This is a genomic window from Candidatus Binatia bacterium (assembly GCA_036493895.1).
GTDB lineage: Bacteria > Desulfobacterota > Binatia > UBA1149 > CAITLU01 > DATNBU01.
The window spans coordinates 1-14613 of record DASXOZ010000039.1 but is presented as its reverse complement, the minus strand read 5'-3'; the positions used below and the strand labels follow the sequence as shown (position 1 = coordinate 14613).

Below are 14613 nucleotides of genomic sequence, written 5' to 3'. Positions count from 1 at the left end.
GCAGTGCGAGCAAGACGTCCGCGAGAAATGCCAGTTGCATGAATGTTAAGGCCTTGCACGGATTTCTTGCATCACTGCTGCTGTCCCCATAGAGGGGGGAACACGCCGGATATTCCGGCAGGGGACAGGGCTCGTAGGACCGAGGGGACACGGTTCAGTGAAGAGGCTTTCCGATCAATTTCGTGCCGTCCCGCGGGGACGACGCACCCTGCAAGAGCGCTTTTTCCTGGGCGCGCTTCGCGCAGCCCAGGTGACGCTCGTCGCGTTCGTCGTCCTCGCCGCTGGAGCGCGCGTGCTCGCGCAGGAAGGCCGCCCATCTCCCGAAGGTGGAATCGTTCCGGCTCCCGCCGGCACCGACGTCGAGACGCTGCGCAAGATGCTCGGGCTGCCGTCGCGTGCCGCGCAGGAAGCGAAGCCGCCGCCGGCTGCGCAACCCGCTGCCCAACCGGCCGCGCCCGCCGCCGCCGAGCCTGCCGAGACCCGTCAGGAAGCGCAGCCTGAGCCCGCTGCGCCGGCGGGAAAGCCCGAGAGAGGCAAGGCCGTCGCCAGACCTGCTCCGAGAAAACCGTCCAAGGCCGTCGTGAAGGCTGCGCCGGCCGCGCCCGAGCAGGCGGCGCCGGCCGAAGCGCCGCCGCCGTCCAAGCCGCAGCGCGCCGCCGAAGCTGCACCGGTCGCGCAGGGCGCGCCGGTCCGGGGCTCGCCGCAGGACATCCCGCCGCCGGGAACGATCGTTTCGAAGAACAACCTCGAGCGCTGGAAGCATCTGCTCGGCCCGTCGATCCAGTGGGCCGTCTCGCGCGGCGCCACGCTTCCCGTCATCGCGGCCAAGCCCGCTCCGCTCGAGCCGTTTCGCGAAGAAGCGACGCGCAAGTACAGCCCGCAGGTCGAGCTGACCGCCGACAAGAACTCGATGAAGAACTTCGTCGCGGGAATCCCGTTCCCGCTCGTCAACGACGACGACCCCGACGTCGCGATCAAGATGATGTTCAACTTCGAGAACAGGATCTCGGTCGACGACGTGGCCGTGCGAAACTTCGGCTGCGACACCGGACCGATCGCTCCCGGCCAGGCGATGCAGGTCGAGCGGCACTACGACACCGAGAACTTCCGCCGCATCTTCTACACGGGCCGCTTTCACGTCGATCCCAAGCCGACGTGGCCGACCACCGAGGGCATCCGCTACCGCGAGATGCTCGGCGCGGTCCAGGAGCCGTTCGACCTGAAGGGCGCCGGCTTCACGTACATCCGCTACATCGACCCTGCCCGCCCCGACGATTCGTGGCTGTATTTCCCGCAATTCAAGCGCGTGCGGCGCCTGAGCAGCGCGCAGCGCTCCGAAGGCGTGTTCGGCCAGGACATCGACCTGGACAGCTACGCAGGCTACGCCGGCAATCCGGCATGGAGCGACTGGAAGTACCTCGGCAAGAAGACGGTGCTCGGCGTTCTTCACGCGAAAAATCTTCCGGCCAAGTTCCAGCCGCCGCCCGCCGACTTCCTGCAGGAAGACGATTGGGAGCCGCGCGAGGTCTACATTCTTCTGGCCGTCTCCCGCCTCGGCGGCTACAACTTCGGCCAGCGGGTGCTGTACCTGGACCGCGAGAGCCTGCTGATCCCTTACACCGAGATCTACGACCTGAAGGGCGCGCTGTGGAAGAGCCTCGTGCAGACCTGGGCTTTCGGGAAGAAGCCGATCCCGACCGCCAAGAAAGCGGTCTACGACTACGACCAGTTCTACATCCCCGCGCTGTCGATGATGGACATCCAGCTCAACCACGCGACGCGCTGTCAGCTTCCCTCGCCGAGCACGCCGCAGGAGGAAGGCTGGTACTTCAATTTCGGCGACAAGGAAGGGACCACCGAGGAAGTGTTCTCGGTGTCACACTTCATCGAAACCGGGCGCTGATCGAAGCCGGTCAGTCGCCGCCGGGATTCCAGCCGACCACCTCTGCGATCCGCACGCGGATCATCGGATGGGTCGCACGCGCGAGCGGCATCGAGTGATACTGCGGATACTTGCTGCGCAGTGCCTCGAGCGCAGCGGCGTACTCCGCATCGTCCTCGACCTGTCCCGCTTCGCCTTGGACGAGCACGAACCACAGCTTCGACCAGTCGTCGTCGTAACGGTCGACCAGTACGCTCGCATGTGGATTGCGCTGGATGTTGCGAAGGCGCTGCAGCACGCGGCCGCGCGGCTTGGGCTTGTCGTCGATCACCGAGTAGACCGCTTCGCCGACCACGACGAAGCAAAGCGGCACGACGTGAGGGATCGCCGACGGCGATGCGGTGGCAAGGTGTCCGACGCGCGCGGCGGCAAAGCGCGCCAGAGCGCGGCCGCGAGCGTCGCCTTCGAGCTTCACGGCGCGCCGAGAAGCTTGCGCTTGAGGAACTCGATCACGCCGTCGCAGAACGCGTCGTTGCGATCGCCGGCGACCATGTGCGAAGCGTCCTCGACGTCCACGTACTCGGCATGAGGCACCATCTCGAGAAACTCGCGCACGCCCTGTTCGCTGACGATCTCGCTCATGCGACCGCGCACCAGCAGCACCGGCACCGTAAGGGAGCGCGCGGCGTTGTTCATGCGCTCGGGATAGTGCTCGTGCGAGCTTCGCGGAGGGCCGGAGAGAAAACGCGGATCCCAGTGCCACCGGTAGCGACCGTCCTCGCCGAGACGCAGGTTCTTGGCCAGTCCGCTGGTGTCGCGAGGACGCGGGCGGTGCGGGAGATATTCGGAAATTGCGTCGGCCGCCTCGTCGATCGTCGCGAATCCGCCGGGAAACGCGTTCATGAAGCCGACGATGCGCTGCACGCCTTCGGGATCCATACGCGGCGTAATGTCGACGAGCACGACGGCCGTCGCGAGCGGGTGCACGTGCTCGCACACCATGCTCGCGATTCCCCCGAGCGATGCTCCGACCAGCGCGGGCGCTGCCGGAAGCTGGGAAGAAACCGCGAGGATGTCGGCCGCAAAAGACGCAATCTCGTAGTCTCCGTCGCTGGCCCATTCGCTTTCGCCGTGGCCGCGAAGGTCCAGCGTCACGGCATAGAATCCGGCCTGCGCGAGCCTCGTCGCCGTCGCACCCCACGCGTGGCGGGTTTGCCCGCCGCCGTGCAGCAGCAGGACAGGAGGTGCGGACTCGTCACCGACGGCGTCGGCGACCAGCCGGATGCCTCCGCTGCCGGCGAATTCGATGCGACGATGGTCACGAACGGAAATGGGGACTGACGGGGGCGTTTCCAATGGAGCGTACTCGTGCCTCGTACCGGGTGGATTGTACCCGTGCCTCGTAACAGGTGGCTCGTACTCGTGCCTCGTACCAGGTGCTCGTACCCGGCTCGCGCGCAGGAGGTGCAAGATCGGCGCGCGGAGGCTATGCACCAAGGACCCGAGGGTCAAGCCGATGCCCAGACTGATCTCCGCTCCCACTTCGATCGTCGCGACCGGAAAGCCTCCGAAGAGGATCGACGAGTACGTCGGTCGCGTCAGCACCGGCGATACCGCGGTAAGCGTCGCCCGCATGCGCTCGCCCGCCGGTTGGTCGGAGCCGGGACAGAGGCCGCAGTTCCGCGAGATTACCGTCGTGCTGGCCGGACGCCTTCGCGTCGAGCACGAAGGCGGCGTGATGCTCGTCGACGGTGGCCAGGCCGTGATCACCGAGCCCGGCGAGTGGGTGCGCTACAGCTCGCCGTTTGACGGCGGCGCCGAGTACATTGCGATCTGCATGGAGGCGTTCTCGCCGCAGACCGTGAACCGCGACGAAGAGCACTGAGCACCGCTGCGGCCGGCGGCACTACTTCTTTTTTGCCGCCGCCTTTTTCGCCTTCTTCTTCGGATCGGGAGTCGGCGGCCTCACGACGAGCACCGGACACGGCGCCTCGCGCAGCACACGCTCGGTGACGCTGCCGAGGATCACGTGGCCGAGGCCGCGTCGCCCGTGCGTCGCCATCACGATGAGGCTCGCGTCGACCTCGGAGGCCGTCTTGCAGACGATCTCGTGCGTGACGCCCGAGCGGATGAGGATGCGCGGCTTGACGCGCCCCTTCAGGTGACGGGAAACCCAGCCCTCGAGGGCTTCGCGGCCGGCGTCCGCGATCGTGCGGTCCAGGCTCAGCAGGTCGACCGGCGGCGCGAAGTCGGTGAACAGCAGCGTCGTCGTCTGGGGGACGTGCAGCACCGTCAGGCGGGCGCCCTGCCCTTCGGCCAGGTGCGCCGCGTATTGCACAGCTGCGAACGATTCGGGAGAGAGATCGGTAGTCGCGAGGATCTGTTTGAAGCGCTTCATGCTGCACTCCTTGCGGTGCGAAGGGGCGCGAGCCGGCCGCGCGCGCTGCCGCATCGATCTTCTCAGTGGCAGCCGTTCGCGGCAAGCGTTGCGACTCGCGGCGGCGGCGGCTAGGAGTCTGGCCCGACACTCGATCCGCTCGCCATCGACGCGATTCGGCGGGCGCTGCTGCCGCGCCGATGCCTCGGATGCGGCAAGGAGACATTCGCTTGGCTTACGACAGCTATCAGTGCCTGAAAATCCGCGTCGATCGCGCAGTGCTGTTCGCGACGATCGATCATCCTCCGATCAACCTGTTCGACGTCGCGCTGATGCAGGAGATCGACAGCCTGGGCCGGCAGGTCGAGATCGATCCCGACGTGCGCGTCGTCGTCTTCGACAGCGCCGACCCCGACTTCTTCATCGCGCACGCCGACGTCTCGCTGATCCAGCAGCTTCCCGACGACGCTCCGCCGCGCCAGGCGCGCCCGTCGTTCTTCCATGCGATGGTCGACCGCTTCCGCACGATGCCGAAGGTCAGCATCGCGAAAATCGAAGGGAAGACGCGCGGAGGCGGCAGCGAGTTCGTGCTGTCGCTCGACATGCGCTTTGCGGCGCTCGGCAAGGCCGTGCTCGGCCAGCCCGAGGTGGCGCTCGGCATTCTTCCGGGCGGCAGCGGCACGCAGCGGCTTCCGCGCCTGTGCGGGCGCGGCCGCGCGCTGGAGATCGTTCTCGGATGCCAGGATTTCCCGGCCGACGTTGCCGAGCGCTACGGCTACGTGAACCGCGCGCTTCCTCCGCACGAGCTCGGACCTTTCGTCGAGACGCTGGCGCTGCGCATCGCGAGCTTTCCTCCCGACGCGATCCGTCTTGCCAAGGCGCTGGTGAATTCCGCCGAGCACGGAGTCGAAGAAGGGCTGCTCGACGAAGCCCACGCGTTCAACCAGACGCTGCCGACGGCGGAGGCCAAGCGGCGCATGGCCGAGTTCCTGGCTCTCGGCGGCCAGACGCGCGCAATGGAGACGGGAGATCTCGGCACGCTGGCCGAGACGCTGGCGGGGAAGCGGTGAAAAATGGGGTCAGGCACCAGCGCGCATAAACTCGGCTCCGGTGCCCGATTGATGCGCGCTGGTGCCTGACCCCAGCGCTGGTGCCTGACCCCAACGCCCCACTCAGGCCGAAGCTTCCCAGTCCTCGAACCCGAGGATGCCGAGCTTTCCGAACTGGCCGCGCAGGCGGTCGTTGAGCAGGCCGAGGCGCTTGACGTTCGGCACGATCTTCGAGAACAGCATCGTGCGGAACTGCTTCATCGTCTCGGAGCGGTCGCTGATCTCTTCCATCTCCCGCACCGGAAGCCCGAGCTCGTCCCACAGGACCCTGGGCAGCAGCCGGTCACGCATCAGGTAGGAAGCCTCGACGGCAAATTCCTCGCGGACTTTCAGCTCCGCGTCTGACATCTCCTTGTAGGCTTCGCGCAGCGAGAGCACGCCGAACGCCACGTGGCGCGACTCGTCGCCCATGATGCGCGACGTGATGTCCTTGATCAGCGGCTCGCGCGTGATCTGGTTCTGCATTCCGAACGCCGCAAGGGCCAGGCCCTCGACGAGGATCTGCATGCCGAGATACTTGATGTCCCACTCGCGCGCCGTGAGGATCTCGTCGAGCAGCGTCCTCAGCTCCGGGTTGCAAGGGTATTCCTTCTGCAGCTTGCGGCTGAGGTACAGCTCGTAGGCCTCGACGTGGCGCGCCTCGTCTGCCGCCTGCTGCGCTGCGTAGAACTTCGCATCGATGTCGGGAACGCAGTTGACGAGCTGGGCCGCCACCATCAGCGCGCCCTGCTCGCCGTGCATGAACTGGCTGAGCGTCCAGGCCTGGCCCGAGTGACGCAGCTCGCGGATGTTCTGGTCGGAAAGCTTGTTCCAGTGCGAGGTGCCGTACCAGGGGATCGTCTGGTCGGGGATGTTCTCGGCCTGGGGATCGACGTCGGTCGTCCAGTCCGGATCGACCTTGGCGTTCCAGTGCCCCAGCTTCGACTTCTCGTAGAGGTTGCGCAGCCCTTCCTCTTTCGTCGAGTAGTCCCAGACGTAGTTGAGATCGTACTCGGTGGGCAGCGCCTCGGCCGACGTCGATGAGAACATGGTTGGCCCTCCTCTTGTTCCGGGCCAACGCGGTTGGCCATGCTTCTGTCCCGGGCCAACGCAGTTGGCCCTTGTTGCCTTGCGCCGGGCACAGCTTCGCCGCCCCGGCCAGTCGGGGGCGACAAGTAGATAGCGCCACTATCCATGTCAACGGGTCGCCGGAAATCGAACCGGAAATCTCAAAAAACGTTGCTATTACCGAATGTTGCGTGGCTGCGTAATGCGTCGCAAGGCCCCCCGGGCGGGTCGGCCTCGGCCGCCCCGCTGCGGGCGGAAACCCGATTCGCGCCTATGCGAGCAGTTCCAGAAGCCTGGTGCGCCGGTACGCAAAGATGAGAGCGACGTCCTTCTCGACGAGCTTTCCGGCGACGAGGTCGCCGAGGGCGCCGAACGGCAGCTCGTAGCGCACGACGTCGCGAATCATCGTGCCGCCGTCGAGCGGCTCGAACGAGTGCGTGTGCTGCCAGCTGCGGTAAGGGCCGCGCACCTGCGAGTCGACGAACAGGCTCGGCGGGTCCCACAGATCGATCCGCGTGCGCCATCGCACCGGCACTCCGTGAAGCCTCAGCTTGTATTCGACCAACGCCCCTTCGCGCAGCCCGTCATCGGGGATCTTGGTGATCTGGAGGCGAAGGAACCCCGGCGTGATCATCTCGAGGTTGTGCGCGTCGGAAAAGAAGCGAAAGACATCCTCGCGCTCGAGGTTGAACCAGATCTCCTGTTCGAACGTCTTCGCATTGTCGATGCAGAGGTCCGCGAGCGCCGCCGCGATGTCGGTGAAGCGGAACGCGAAGCCCGTCTCCTCGAGCGCCGTCGCCGCCACCCGCTGTCCGGTCAGCACGAGGCCGGCCCGCTCGCCGAGAATCATCCCGATCACCGACGACGGCACCGCCACCATCGCGCGTCGCCGCGTCGCCGCCGCCAGCGCGTCGGCAAACTGCCCGTTGGTGATCGGCTGCGGCGAAACCGCGTTGATCGGCCCCTCGTAATCGCGGTTTTCCAGTGCGGCGACGTAGAGGGAGACGAGGTCGTCGACGTGGATCCAGCTCATCCACTGGCGGCCGTTGCCGTAGCGCCCGCCGAGGCCGAGGCGGAAGGCCGGCAGCACGTGCGGCAGGGCCCCGCCGTCGCGAGCGAGCACGAGCCCGGTGCGAAGCGCCACCCAGCGAAGCCCGGCAGCTTCGACGCGGCGCGCCTCATTCTCCCACGCGACGCAGACTTCGGCCAGGTAGCCTTCGCCGGGCGGCGAGGTTTCGGTGAGGACCTCGTCTCCCCGCTCCCCGTAGATGCCGATGCCGGAGGCCGAAACCAGCACCCAGGGCCTGTCTTCGGGCGCGCGCGAAGCGATCGCGCTCACCAGGGTGCGGGTTCCGTCGATGCGGGACTGCATCAGCGCGTCGCGGCGCACCACGCTCCATTTGCCGTCGCTGGCGCTCTCGCCGGCCAGGTGCACGACGCCGTCGACTCCCTCCAGGGCACGGTCGTCCAGATGACCCTGCTCGGGCACCCATTCATGGATCACGCAGCGCACCGGAAGGTTGACGCTGGCGTCGTCGAGGTTGCGCGTGAGGGCGACGACTTCATGACCGCCGTCGATCAGGCGGCGGACCAGATGACGACCGACGAGTCCGGTAGCACCGGTGACGAGAACCCGCATTGGAACGGGCCAGCGAGGCCCGGATCTGATCTTGTGCCCAAGACGGGAGCGGCGCGCAATATCGGGGCAATGTCCGGGCAATGTCTGGACGATGTCTGGACGATGTCTGGATGGAAGCGCCGTGTGGCCGCCGCCGGCGATCGTGCTATCCGGAAGCATGAAGACGACCGAGAACGACCAGACGATCGCTGCCCTGGATGCTGTTCTCGCGGCCAGCGGCGCTGCCGCCGCCGGCGCGCTCGCCGACTCGGTTGCGTGGCCACCAAGACGCATGGGCGCGCGCGACCTGTTCGAGTTCTGGCGCGGCATTCGCATGGTCGCGATGACGACGGTCGGGGCGCACGGCCAGCCGCATTCGGCGCCCGTTCATGCCGAGCTTTGCGGCGCGACGCTGCGCGTCCTCGTTTACGAGGACGCAACGCGGCGCCGCGACCTCGAATCCAACACCCGTGTGTCGTTCACGGCGTGGAACGAGGACGGCGCCGTCGCCATCCTCTACGGCCGCGCCCGCGAGATCGAAGGCAGTCTTCGCGACGCACGCCCCGCGCAGAGCGGGCGGCCGAGGAAGGTGGTGGACGTGGAGGTCACGCTGACTCGCGTGCACGCGATGGGCGCGCAGAAGGTCTGCGCGAGAGAGTAGCCGGATCAGTGCTTCGCGGGCTTTGCGCCGGCGAGCGCACCGTAAAGATCGGTGCGCCGGTCGCGGAAAAAGCCGAAGGCGGCCCTCGCGCGCGCAACTTCATCGAGGTCGAACGTCGCCATCGCCACGCCTTCGGTGGTCGCGTCGAGCTCGCACAGGATCTCGCCGCGATGGCTCGAGACGAAGGAGTGCCCGTAGAACACCTGTCCGTCCTCGTCCCCGATGCGGTTGGCCGCAGCCACGGGAACGACGTTCGAGACGGCGTGCCCGAGCATCGCGCGCTGCCACGGCCCGCGCGTGTCGAGTGAGGGATCGTGAGGCTCGCTGCCGATCGCGGTCGGATACACGAGCAGCTCCGCACCCTGCAGCATCATCGCGCGCGCACACTCGGGGAACCACTGGTCCCAGCAGATGCCGGCGCCGATCGGGCCGCGACGCGTCGGCCACACGCGAAAGCCGGTATCGCCGGGACGGAAGTAGAACTTTTCTTCGTAACCGGGACCGTCGGGGATGTGGCTCTTGCGGTAGATGCCGAGCACACGCCCGTCGGCATCGATCATCGCAAGCGAGTTGTAGTAGTGCGGCCCGTCTTTCTCGAAGAACGACACCGGCACCACCACTTCGAGCGACGCGGCGAGCGCGGAAAACGTCGCGATCGTCTCGTTGCCTTCGGCCGGGCGCGCGGCGGAAAACCACGCCTCGTCCTCGGTCTTGCAGAAGTACGGTCCCTCGAAAAGCTCGGGAGGAACCACCACGTCGGCGCCGCCGGATGCCGCTTCGCGCACCAGGTCTTCGACGCGCGCCACGTTGCGCTCGCGCGCGGCGCCGAGCGCACACTGGACGACGGCGACCTTGACGGTGCGGTCGCTCACGACCTTGTCCCCGCGGGCTCCTGCTGCGTGATGCAATGGAATGCTCCGCCGCCCGAAAGGATCGCACGCGCCGGTCTGCCGATGGTTCGTCGTCCGGGAAAGCACGACGCGATCACCGAAACGGCCTCGGCATCGTGGCGGCTGCCGTAGGTCGGCACGACGACGGTCGTATTGGAAATGTAGAAGTTCACGTAGCTCGCCGGCATCGGCTCCCCTTGCGAGTCCTCGATCAGGCCTGGCGACGGAAGCGCCACGGTCTCGAGGCTGCGCCCCGCGGCGTCGCGCATCGACGAGAGGTCGTCGCGAATGGCCTCGAGCACGTCGCGATTGGGATCGTCGTCGTCGCGCGCTTCCATGCACAGGACGCGGCCCGGGGACGCGAAACGCACGAGCGTGTCGACGTGACCGTCGGTGTGGTCGCCGGCGAGTCCGTCCGCGAGCCACAGCAGCTTGTCGACAGCCAGCGCATCGGACAGGCAGGACTCGATCTCTTCGCGGCTCATCGCCGGATTGCGGTTCGGATTGAGAAGGCACTGGGCCGTCGTGATCGCGGTGCCCTCGCCGTCGATCTCGATGGCGCCGCCTTCGAAGATCATCGGCACGTCGAAGCTGTGCACGCCGGAAGCCTGCCTGACGGCGCGCGAGAGCGCGAGATCGGCACCGAACAGGAACTTCTCGCCCCAGCCGTTGAAACGAAAGCAGATGGCGGCGACTTCGCCGTCGTCGCCGGTCGCGAAGATCGGCGCGGTGTCGCGCAGCCAGATGTCGCCGTACGGGATGCGATGAAAACGCGCCTTCAGTCCCGCCAGCGCGGTTGCGGCTTCGCGCTCGGCCAGGTCATCTGCAACCAGGATCTCCAGGAGCTCGGGCTCCAAGCCGGCGACGGACCCGCCGCCGGCAATGGCCCGGCACAGCAGAGTGAACTCGACCTGGGCCGCTTCGATGTCGTCGCCCCACAACTCACGATCGCAAGGCCATGCCGTCCACACGGCGCGGTGGCGCTCCCACTCGGCCGGCATGCGAAAACCGCAGCCGCGCGGCCAGTCGCGCCTCGCGACGGCGGACGCCGGAGGTCCCTGTGCCGTGGTAGCGCCCATCGCGCCCTTTTGCGCGTGTCCTGCCCAGCGTTGCAAACGGCGCCTGGCCGCGCGCGTCCGCCGCAAGCGGGGAATCGCCGCCGTCATCGGCCGACGCTCCGGGTACCTCGCCTTAGCTACAGCGATTGCGATTGAACCGTCACCGTCCTTGGACGAGAACGCGCCCGATGGCCGCCCACGCAACATCGCCGCCGGTCGACGCGAGCTGGCGTCATGACGACGTCGTCGCCGGCCCGGTACGTCTTCACGTGGTCCGTGCGGGACACGGCCGGCCCGTGGTGCTGCTGCACGGCTTTCCCGAGTTCTGGTACTCGTGGCGCTACCAGATGGCGGCGCTGGCCGAAGCCGGCTTCGAAGCCGTCGCGCCCGACATGCGCGGTTACAACACGTCGGAGAAGCCGCGCGGCATCCGCGCCTACGACATCGACTCGCTGGTCGCCGACATCGTGACGCTCGTCGACCAGCTCTGCGGCGGCCGTGCGATGCTGGTCGGGCACGACTGGGGTGGCATCGTCGCGTGGTACGCGGCGATGCGGCATCCGGAGAGCTTCGACAAGCTCGTCATCCTCAATGCTCCGCACCCCGCCGCCTATCGCCGCGACCTGTTCACGAGGCGGCAGTGGCTGCATTCGCTGTACGTGCTGTTTTTCCAGATTCCATGGCTTCCGGAGCTGCTGCTCACCGCACGCCACGCGCGAGCGGTCGGCGAAATGTTCCGGCGCGAGGTTCGAAGCAGCGACGCGTTCGCGCGCGGGGAGGCGATGCGCTACCGCGAGGCATTCGTAAGGCCCGGCGCCGCCACCTCGGCCTTGAATTACTACCGCGCGATGTTCCGCCGCGGGCGCCGCTTCGGGCAGGCGGACGTGCCGTCGATCCGGATTCCGACCCTGCTGCTATGGGGCGACCGCGACCCGTATCTGCTGCCGAGCCTTGCCGAAGGCCTCGAAGAGTGGATCCCGGATCTCGCGGTCCGCCATTTCCCCGTCGCTGGGCACTGGCTTCAGCTCGAGGAGCCGGACGCCGTCTCGCGCGCCATCGTCGATTTCCTGGCCGGCGAAGACGCCCCCACCTGACTGCGCGCAGCAGGCGCTTCGATCAGACGGCGGACCGGTTCTGGTCGCCGGTCCACGCGGCAATGCGAGGCAGCAGCGCAATGCCCGGCAGCGACAGCGCGAAGCAAAGATAGAAGAACGACGTCCAGCCGAGAGACTGGACGACGACACCGGCACCGGAGTTGATCAGCGTGCGCGGGAGAGCCATCAGGCTCGACAACAGCGCGAACTGCGTGGCGGCGAACGCCGGGTTCGTCATGCTCGCGAGGTAGGCGACGAACGCCGTCGTGCCGAGGCCGACTCCGAACGCCTCGATGCCGATGACGATGCCGAGCGCGATCAGACGCGATGAATCGGGCGGCGCCGAACCCGACGACGCCAGCCACGCAAAGCCGAGGATCGACAGCGCCTGCGCGACGCCGAAGATCCACAGCGCGCGATGGATGCCGAGGCGGACCATCCACAGGCCGCCGAGAAGGCCGCCGGCGACGCTGCACCACAGCCCGGCGTTCTTCGCGACGAGCGCGATGTCGGTCTTCGAAAAACCCATGTCGAGGTAGAACGGCGTGGCCAGCGCCGTCGCGAGCGAATCGCCGAGCTTGTAGAGGAACACGAACAGCAGCACGAGGGCCGCACTTCGTGCACCCTGCCGCTGGAAAAACTCGACGAAGGGATCGACGACGGCGTCCCTCAGCGTGCGCGGCGCCGCTGCCGCAGCGGCCGGCTCGGAGACCATCAGCGACAGCAGCGCACCGGGGATCAGGAACAGCGAAGTGATCAGGTAGACGCGCGACCACGGCAGGTGGTCGGCCAGGTACAGCGACAGCGCGCCGGGCACGAGGCCGGCGATCTTGTACGCGTTGACGTGGATGGCGTTGCCGAGTCCGAGCTCGGTCTCCGACAGCAGCTCGCGCCGGTACGCATCGATCGCGATGTCCTGCGTCGCCGAGAGCAGCGCGACGAGGGCGGCCAGCGTCGCGACCTGGCGGAACTGCGTCGCGGGATCGCTGAAGCCGAGCGCGATGATCGCGGCGATCAGCGCGACCTGGGACAGCAGCATCCACGTGCGCCGCCGCCCGAACCCGGCAATGCCGTAGCGATCGGCCAGCGGCGCCCACAGGAACTTCCACGTGTACGGGAGCTGCACCAGCGTGAAGGCGCCGATCGTGGCCAGCGACAGGCCTTCTGTCTTCAGCCACGCGGGAACAAGGCTGATCAGCAGGTACAGCGGCAGGCCCGACGAGAAGCCGATGACTGCGCAGACGAGCATCCGCGACCAGTGCATCGACGCCGTCCTCTTGCTGTCGACGCGCTCGGCCATCGGCGCCCGATGCTACACGGCTGCGCGCTCACGCGCAGCACGCGGCCCTGCGCAAGCGCTCGTCGGGCGCGCCGGGGCTCCGGGGAAAATCGGTTCGGCGGGCTCGGTGCCGACGCTCAGCGTGTCCTGCCCCAGGCGTCCCAGTACGTGATCTCGCGCGACGGGATGCGTCGTGCAGGCTTGAAGTCCTCGCCCGAGAACCAGGCCACCGGCAGCAGCGCAGCCTGGGTGATGGTGGCGGGAATGCCGAGAATTTGCGCCGCTTCCTTCTCGAACATCAGGTGGATCGTCGTCCACGCCGATCCGAGGCCGCGGGCCCGCGCTGCCAGCATGAAGGACCACACGGCAGGCAGGATCGAGCCGTACATCGATGCCTGCGCGAACTGGGGCTGGTCCTCGAAACGTCCCTCGATGCACGGGATCACGAAGACGGGCGCCTGCTCGAGGGTCTGGGCCAGGAACACCGCCGAATCGATCACGCGCGGCATCTGCTTGCTGCGAATGTCGGCCTGGTCGCGCTCGGGCCTCGGCACCGAGGCGTAGAGCTCGAAGCCCTTCCGGTAAAGGTCGGCCAGCGCCTTTTTCTTTGCGGCGTCCGTGACGACGACGAACGACCAGCCCTGCGCGTTGGAACCGGTCGGCGCCTGGATCGCGATGTCGATGCACTGCTGCACGAGATCGGCGGGCACGGGCCGCGAATAGTCGAGGCGCTTGCGCACGGAGCGCGTCGTCGTCAGCAGCCGATCAGCGGCGGAAAGATCCATCTTCGTTCCTCCTTTCGCTCTTCAAAAATGCGAAAGCGCGTTCCTGTCCCGGATTTTGCCCAGGGTCCAGCGGCCTCGGAAGGACTCGATCCCCCAGTCAGCGGGTTACGGGGGGAGAGTACGGACCGACGAGGCGACGCTTCCACCAGTTTCCGGTCTCCTGCCACGTGGGCAGGTCGGTGAACTCGTACTCGTAGAGCATCGCGCGCACCTGGCGGGGTTTTCGCCCGTCGAACGGATCGTCGGCGAACAGCGCCAGCACCGGCGGCGAGGCATCGAGAAGCCGTCGCTCGACCTCGACGAGCCAGGGGTTGTGCCTCCAGTCGCCGAGTGCGGCAAACCACATCTGCCAGTCGAGCCGCGGCTGATGCGGCTCGACGAATTGCGGCATCCTGGCCGGATCGTCGGGTTTCCAGCGCATCGGGTACGGCTTCCACGTCGTGCCGTCCTCGCTGCCTTCGAGGATGATCTCCGGCCGGTGCTTCGTCATTGCAGCAAAGAGTCCGTAGCTGCTCGTCAGGTGCCACGGCTCGATCGCATCGGCCACGCGCATGACCAGCGGCGGCACGAGGTCGGGCCTGCCGAAGCGCGCGATCATCTGCGCTCCGCCGGCGGCCGCCAGCGGAAGCGCCAGCAGCGCGGCCAGCGTCACGCGCAGCACGCGAAGAACATTCCAGCGCAGCGGCTCGCCCGGCCAGCGCGCGACGAGCGTGCGACTGCGCCGGATCCGCTTCTGCACCGACTCGAATACGTCGTCGTCCAGCAGCGACAGGCAGAGCACGACCGTCAGCAGGTTGAAATACGTGTAGTTTC

General features: G+C 67.3%; 15 protein-coding genes. 5 read left to right on the top strand and 10 right to left on the bottom strand.

Annotation, left to right across the window (positions count from 1 at the left end):
* Positions 1-250: 250 nt before the first annotated feature.
* Entirely contained in the window at positions 251-1903 is a 1653-nt protein-coding gene (locus VGK20_09865) for a DUF1329 domain-containing protein (GenBank protein ID HEY2774340.1), read from the top strand.
* Positions 1904-1913: 10 nt separating this feature from the next.
* Here the strand turns inward: VGK20_09865 and VGK20_09860 are convergent, their stop codons facing one another.
* Together VGK20_09860 and VGK20_09855 are read right to left on the bottom strand one after the other, a co-directional pair.
* Positions 1914-2357, bottom strand: coding sequence for a TIGR03668 family PPOX class F420-dependent oxidoreductase (locus VGK20_09860; protein HEY2774339.1), 444 nt, complete (start codon positions 2355-2357; stop codon positions 1914-1916).
* On the bottom strand, positions 2354-3238 hold the full coding sequence (locus VGK20_09855; GenBank protein HEY2774338.1) for an alpha/beta hydrolase: 885 nt from the start codon (positions 3236-3238) through the stop codon (positions 2354-2356). Before VGK20_09855 ends, VGK20_09860 begins: the two co-directional genes overlap by 4 nt.
* Positions 3239-3398: 160 nt before the next feature.
* Here VGK20_09855 and VGK20_09850 point away from each other — a divergent pair, with 160 nt between their 5' ends.
* Positions 3399-3767, top strand: coding sequence for an AraC family ligand binding domain-containing protein (locus tag VGK20_09850; protein ID HEY2774337.1), 369 nt, complete (start codon positions 3399-3401; stop codon positions 3765-3767).
* A 21-nt stretch (positions 3768-3788) separates the two neighbouring features.
* Here VGK20_09850 and VGK20_09845 read toward each other — a convergent pair whose 3' ends face one another.
* Positions 3789-4280: a universal stress protein gene (locus tag VGK20_09845; GenBank protein ID HEY2774336.1), complete on the bottom strand. Its 492-nt coding sequence runs from the start codon at positions 4278-4280 to the stop codon at positions 3789-3791.
* Positions 4281-4489: 209 nt separating this feature from the next.
* On the opposite strand from VGK20_09845, the gene VGK20_09840 reads away from it, so the two are divergent.
* Entirely contained in the window at positions 4490-5329 is an 840-nt protein-coding gene (locus tag VGK20_09840) for an enoyl-CoA hydratase/isomerase family protein (GenBank protein ID HEY2774335.1), read from the top strand.
* 102 nt (positions 5330-5431) lie between these two features.
* On the opposite strand, the gene VGK20_09835 is transcribed toward VGK20_09840, so the two are convergent.
* Complete coding sequence (locus VGK20_09835; GenBank protein HEY2774334.1) at positions 5432-6397, bottom strand: ferritin-like domain-containing protein; 966 nt, start codon at positions 6395-6397, stop codon at positions 5432-5434.
* A 289-nt stretch (positions 6398-6686) separates the two neighbouring features.
* Positions 6687-8054, bottom strand: a complete 1368-nt coding sequence (locus tag VGK20_09830; GenBank protein HEY2774333.1) for a TIGR01777 family oxidoreductase — start codon at positions 8052-8054, stop codon at positions 6687-6689.
* 157 nt (positions 8055-8211) lie between these two features.
* On the opposite strand from VGK20_09830, the gene VGK20_09825 reads away from it, so the two are divergent.
* Complete coding sequence (locus VGK20_09825) at positions 8212-8694, top strand: pyridoxamine 5'-phosphate oxidase family protein (GenBank protein HEY2774332.1); 483 nt, start codon at positions 8212-8214, stop codon at positions 8692-8694.
* Positions 8695-8699: 5 nt separating this feature from the next.
* Here the strand turns inward: VGK20_09825 and aguB are convergent, their stop codons facing one another.
* Positions 8700-9566 (bottom strand): N-carbamoylputrescine amidase, encoded by an 867-nt coding sequence (aguB, locus tag VGK20_09820; protein HEY2774331.1) that lies wholly within the window; start codon positions 9564-9566, stop codon positions 8700-8702.
* Entirely contained in the window at positions 9563-10663 is a 1101-nt protein-coding gene (locus VGK20_09815; GenBank protein HEY2774330.1) for an agmatine deiminase family protein, read from the bottom strand. Before VGK20_09815 ends, aguB begins: the two co-directional genes overlap by 4 nt.
* 167 nt (positions 10664-10830) lie before the next feature.
* Here VGK20_09815 and VGK20_09810 point away from each other — a divergent pair, with 167 nt between their 5' ends.
* The gene (locus VGK20_09810; GenBank protein HEY2774329.1) at positions 10831-11736 is read left to right on the top strand and encodes an alpha/beta hydrolase; all 906 of its coding nucleotides are present in this window, start codon (positions 10831-10833) and stop codon (positions 11734-11736) included.
* A gap of 22 nt (positions 11737-11758) precedes the next feature.
* On the opposite strand, the gene VGK20_09805 is transcribed toward VGK20_09810, so the two are convergent.
* The 3 genes from VGK20_09805 to VGK20_09795 all read right to left on the bottom strand — a co-directional run.
* Positions 11759-13036, bottom strand: a complete 1278-nt coding sequence (locus tag VGK20_09805; GenBank protein HEY2774328.1) for an AmpG family muropeptide MFS transporter — start codon at positions 13034-13036, stop codon at positions 11759-11761.
* Positions 13037-13152: 116 nt separating this feature from the next.
* Positions 13153-13800, bottom strand: a complete 648-nt coding sequence (locus VGK20_09800; protein HEY2774327.1) for a nitroreductase family protein — start codon at positions 13798-13800, stop codon at positions 13153-13155.
* Between the two features lie 97 nt (positions 13801-13897).
* Positions 13898-14613 (bottom strand): lipase maturation factor family protein (locus VGK20_09795; protein ID HEY2774326.1); only part of this gene is annotated, 716 nt, incomplete at its 5' end.

Bases quoted from the DNA above. Each gene is read 5' to 3' on its own strand.
- VGK20_09805 (HEY2774328.1), bottom strand. From the start codon at position 13,036: ATGGCCGAGCGCGTCGACAGCAAGAGGACGGCGTCGATGCACTGGTCG.
- VGK20_09845 (HEY2774336.1), bottom strand. From the start codon at position 4,280: ATGAAGCGCTTCAAACAGATCCTCGCGACTACCGATCTCTCTCCCGAA.
- VGK20_09830 (HEY2774333.1), bottom strand. From the start codon at position 8,054: ATGCGGGTTCTCGTCACCGGTGCTACCGGACTCGTCGGTCGTCATCTG.
- VGK20_09825 (HEY2774332.1), top strand. From the start codon at position 8,212: ATGAAGACGACCGAGAACGACCAGACGATCGCTGCCCTGGATGCTGTT.
- VGK20_09815 (HEY2774330.1), bottom strand. From the start codon at position 10,663: ATGGGCGCTACCACGGCACAGGGACCTCCGGCGTCCGCCGTCGCGAGG.
- VGK20_09850 (HEY2774337.1), top strand. From the start codon at position 3,399: ATGCCCAGACTGATCTCCGCTCCCACTTCGATCGTCGCGACCGGAAAG.
- VGK20_09835 (HEY2774334.1), bottom strand. From the start codon at position 6,397: ATGTTCTCATCGACGTCGGCCGAGGCGCTGCCCACCGAGTACGATCTC.
- VGK20_09810 (HEY2774329.1), top strand. From the start codon at position 10,831: ATGGCCGCCCACGCAACATCGCCGCCGGTCGACGCGAGCTGGCGTCAT.
- VGK20_09800 (HEY2774327.1), bottom strand. From the start codon at position 13,800: ATGGATCTTTCCGCCGCTGATCGGCTGCTGACGACGACGCGCTCCGTG.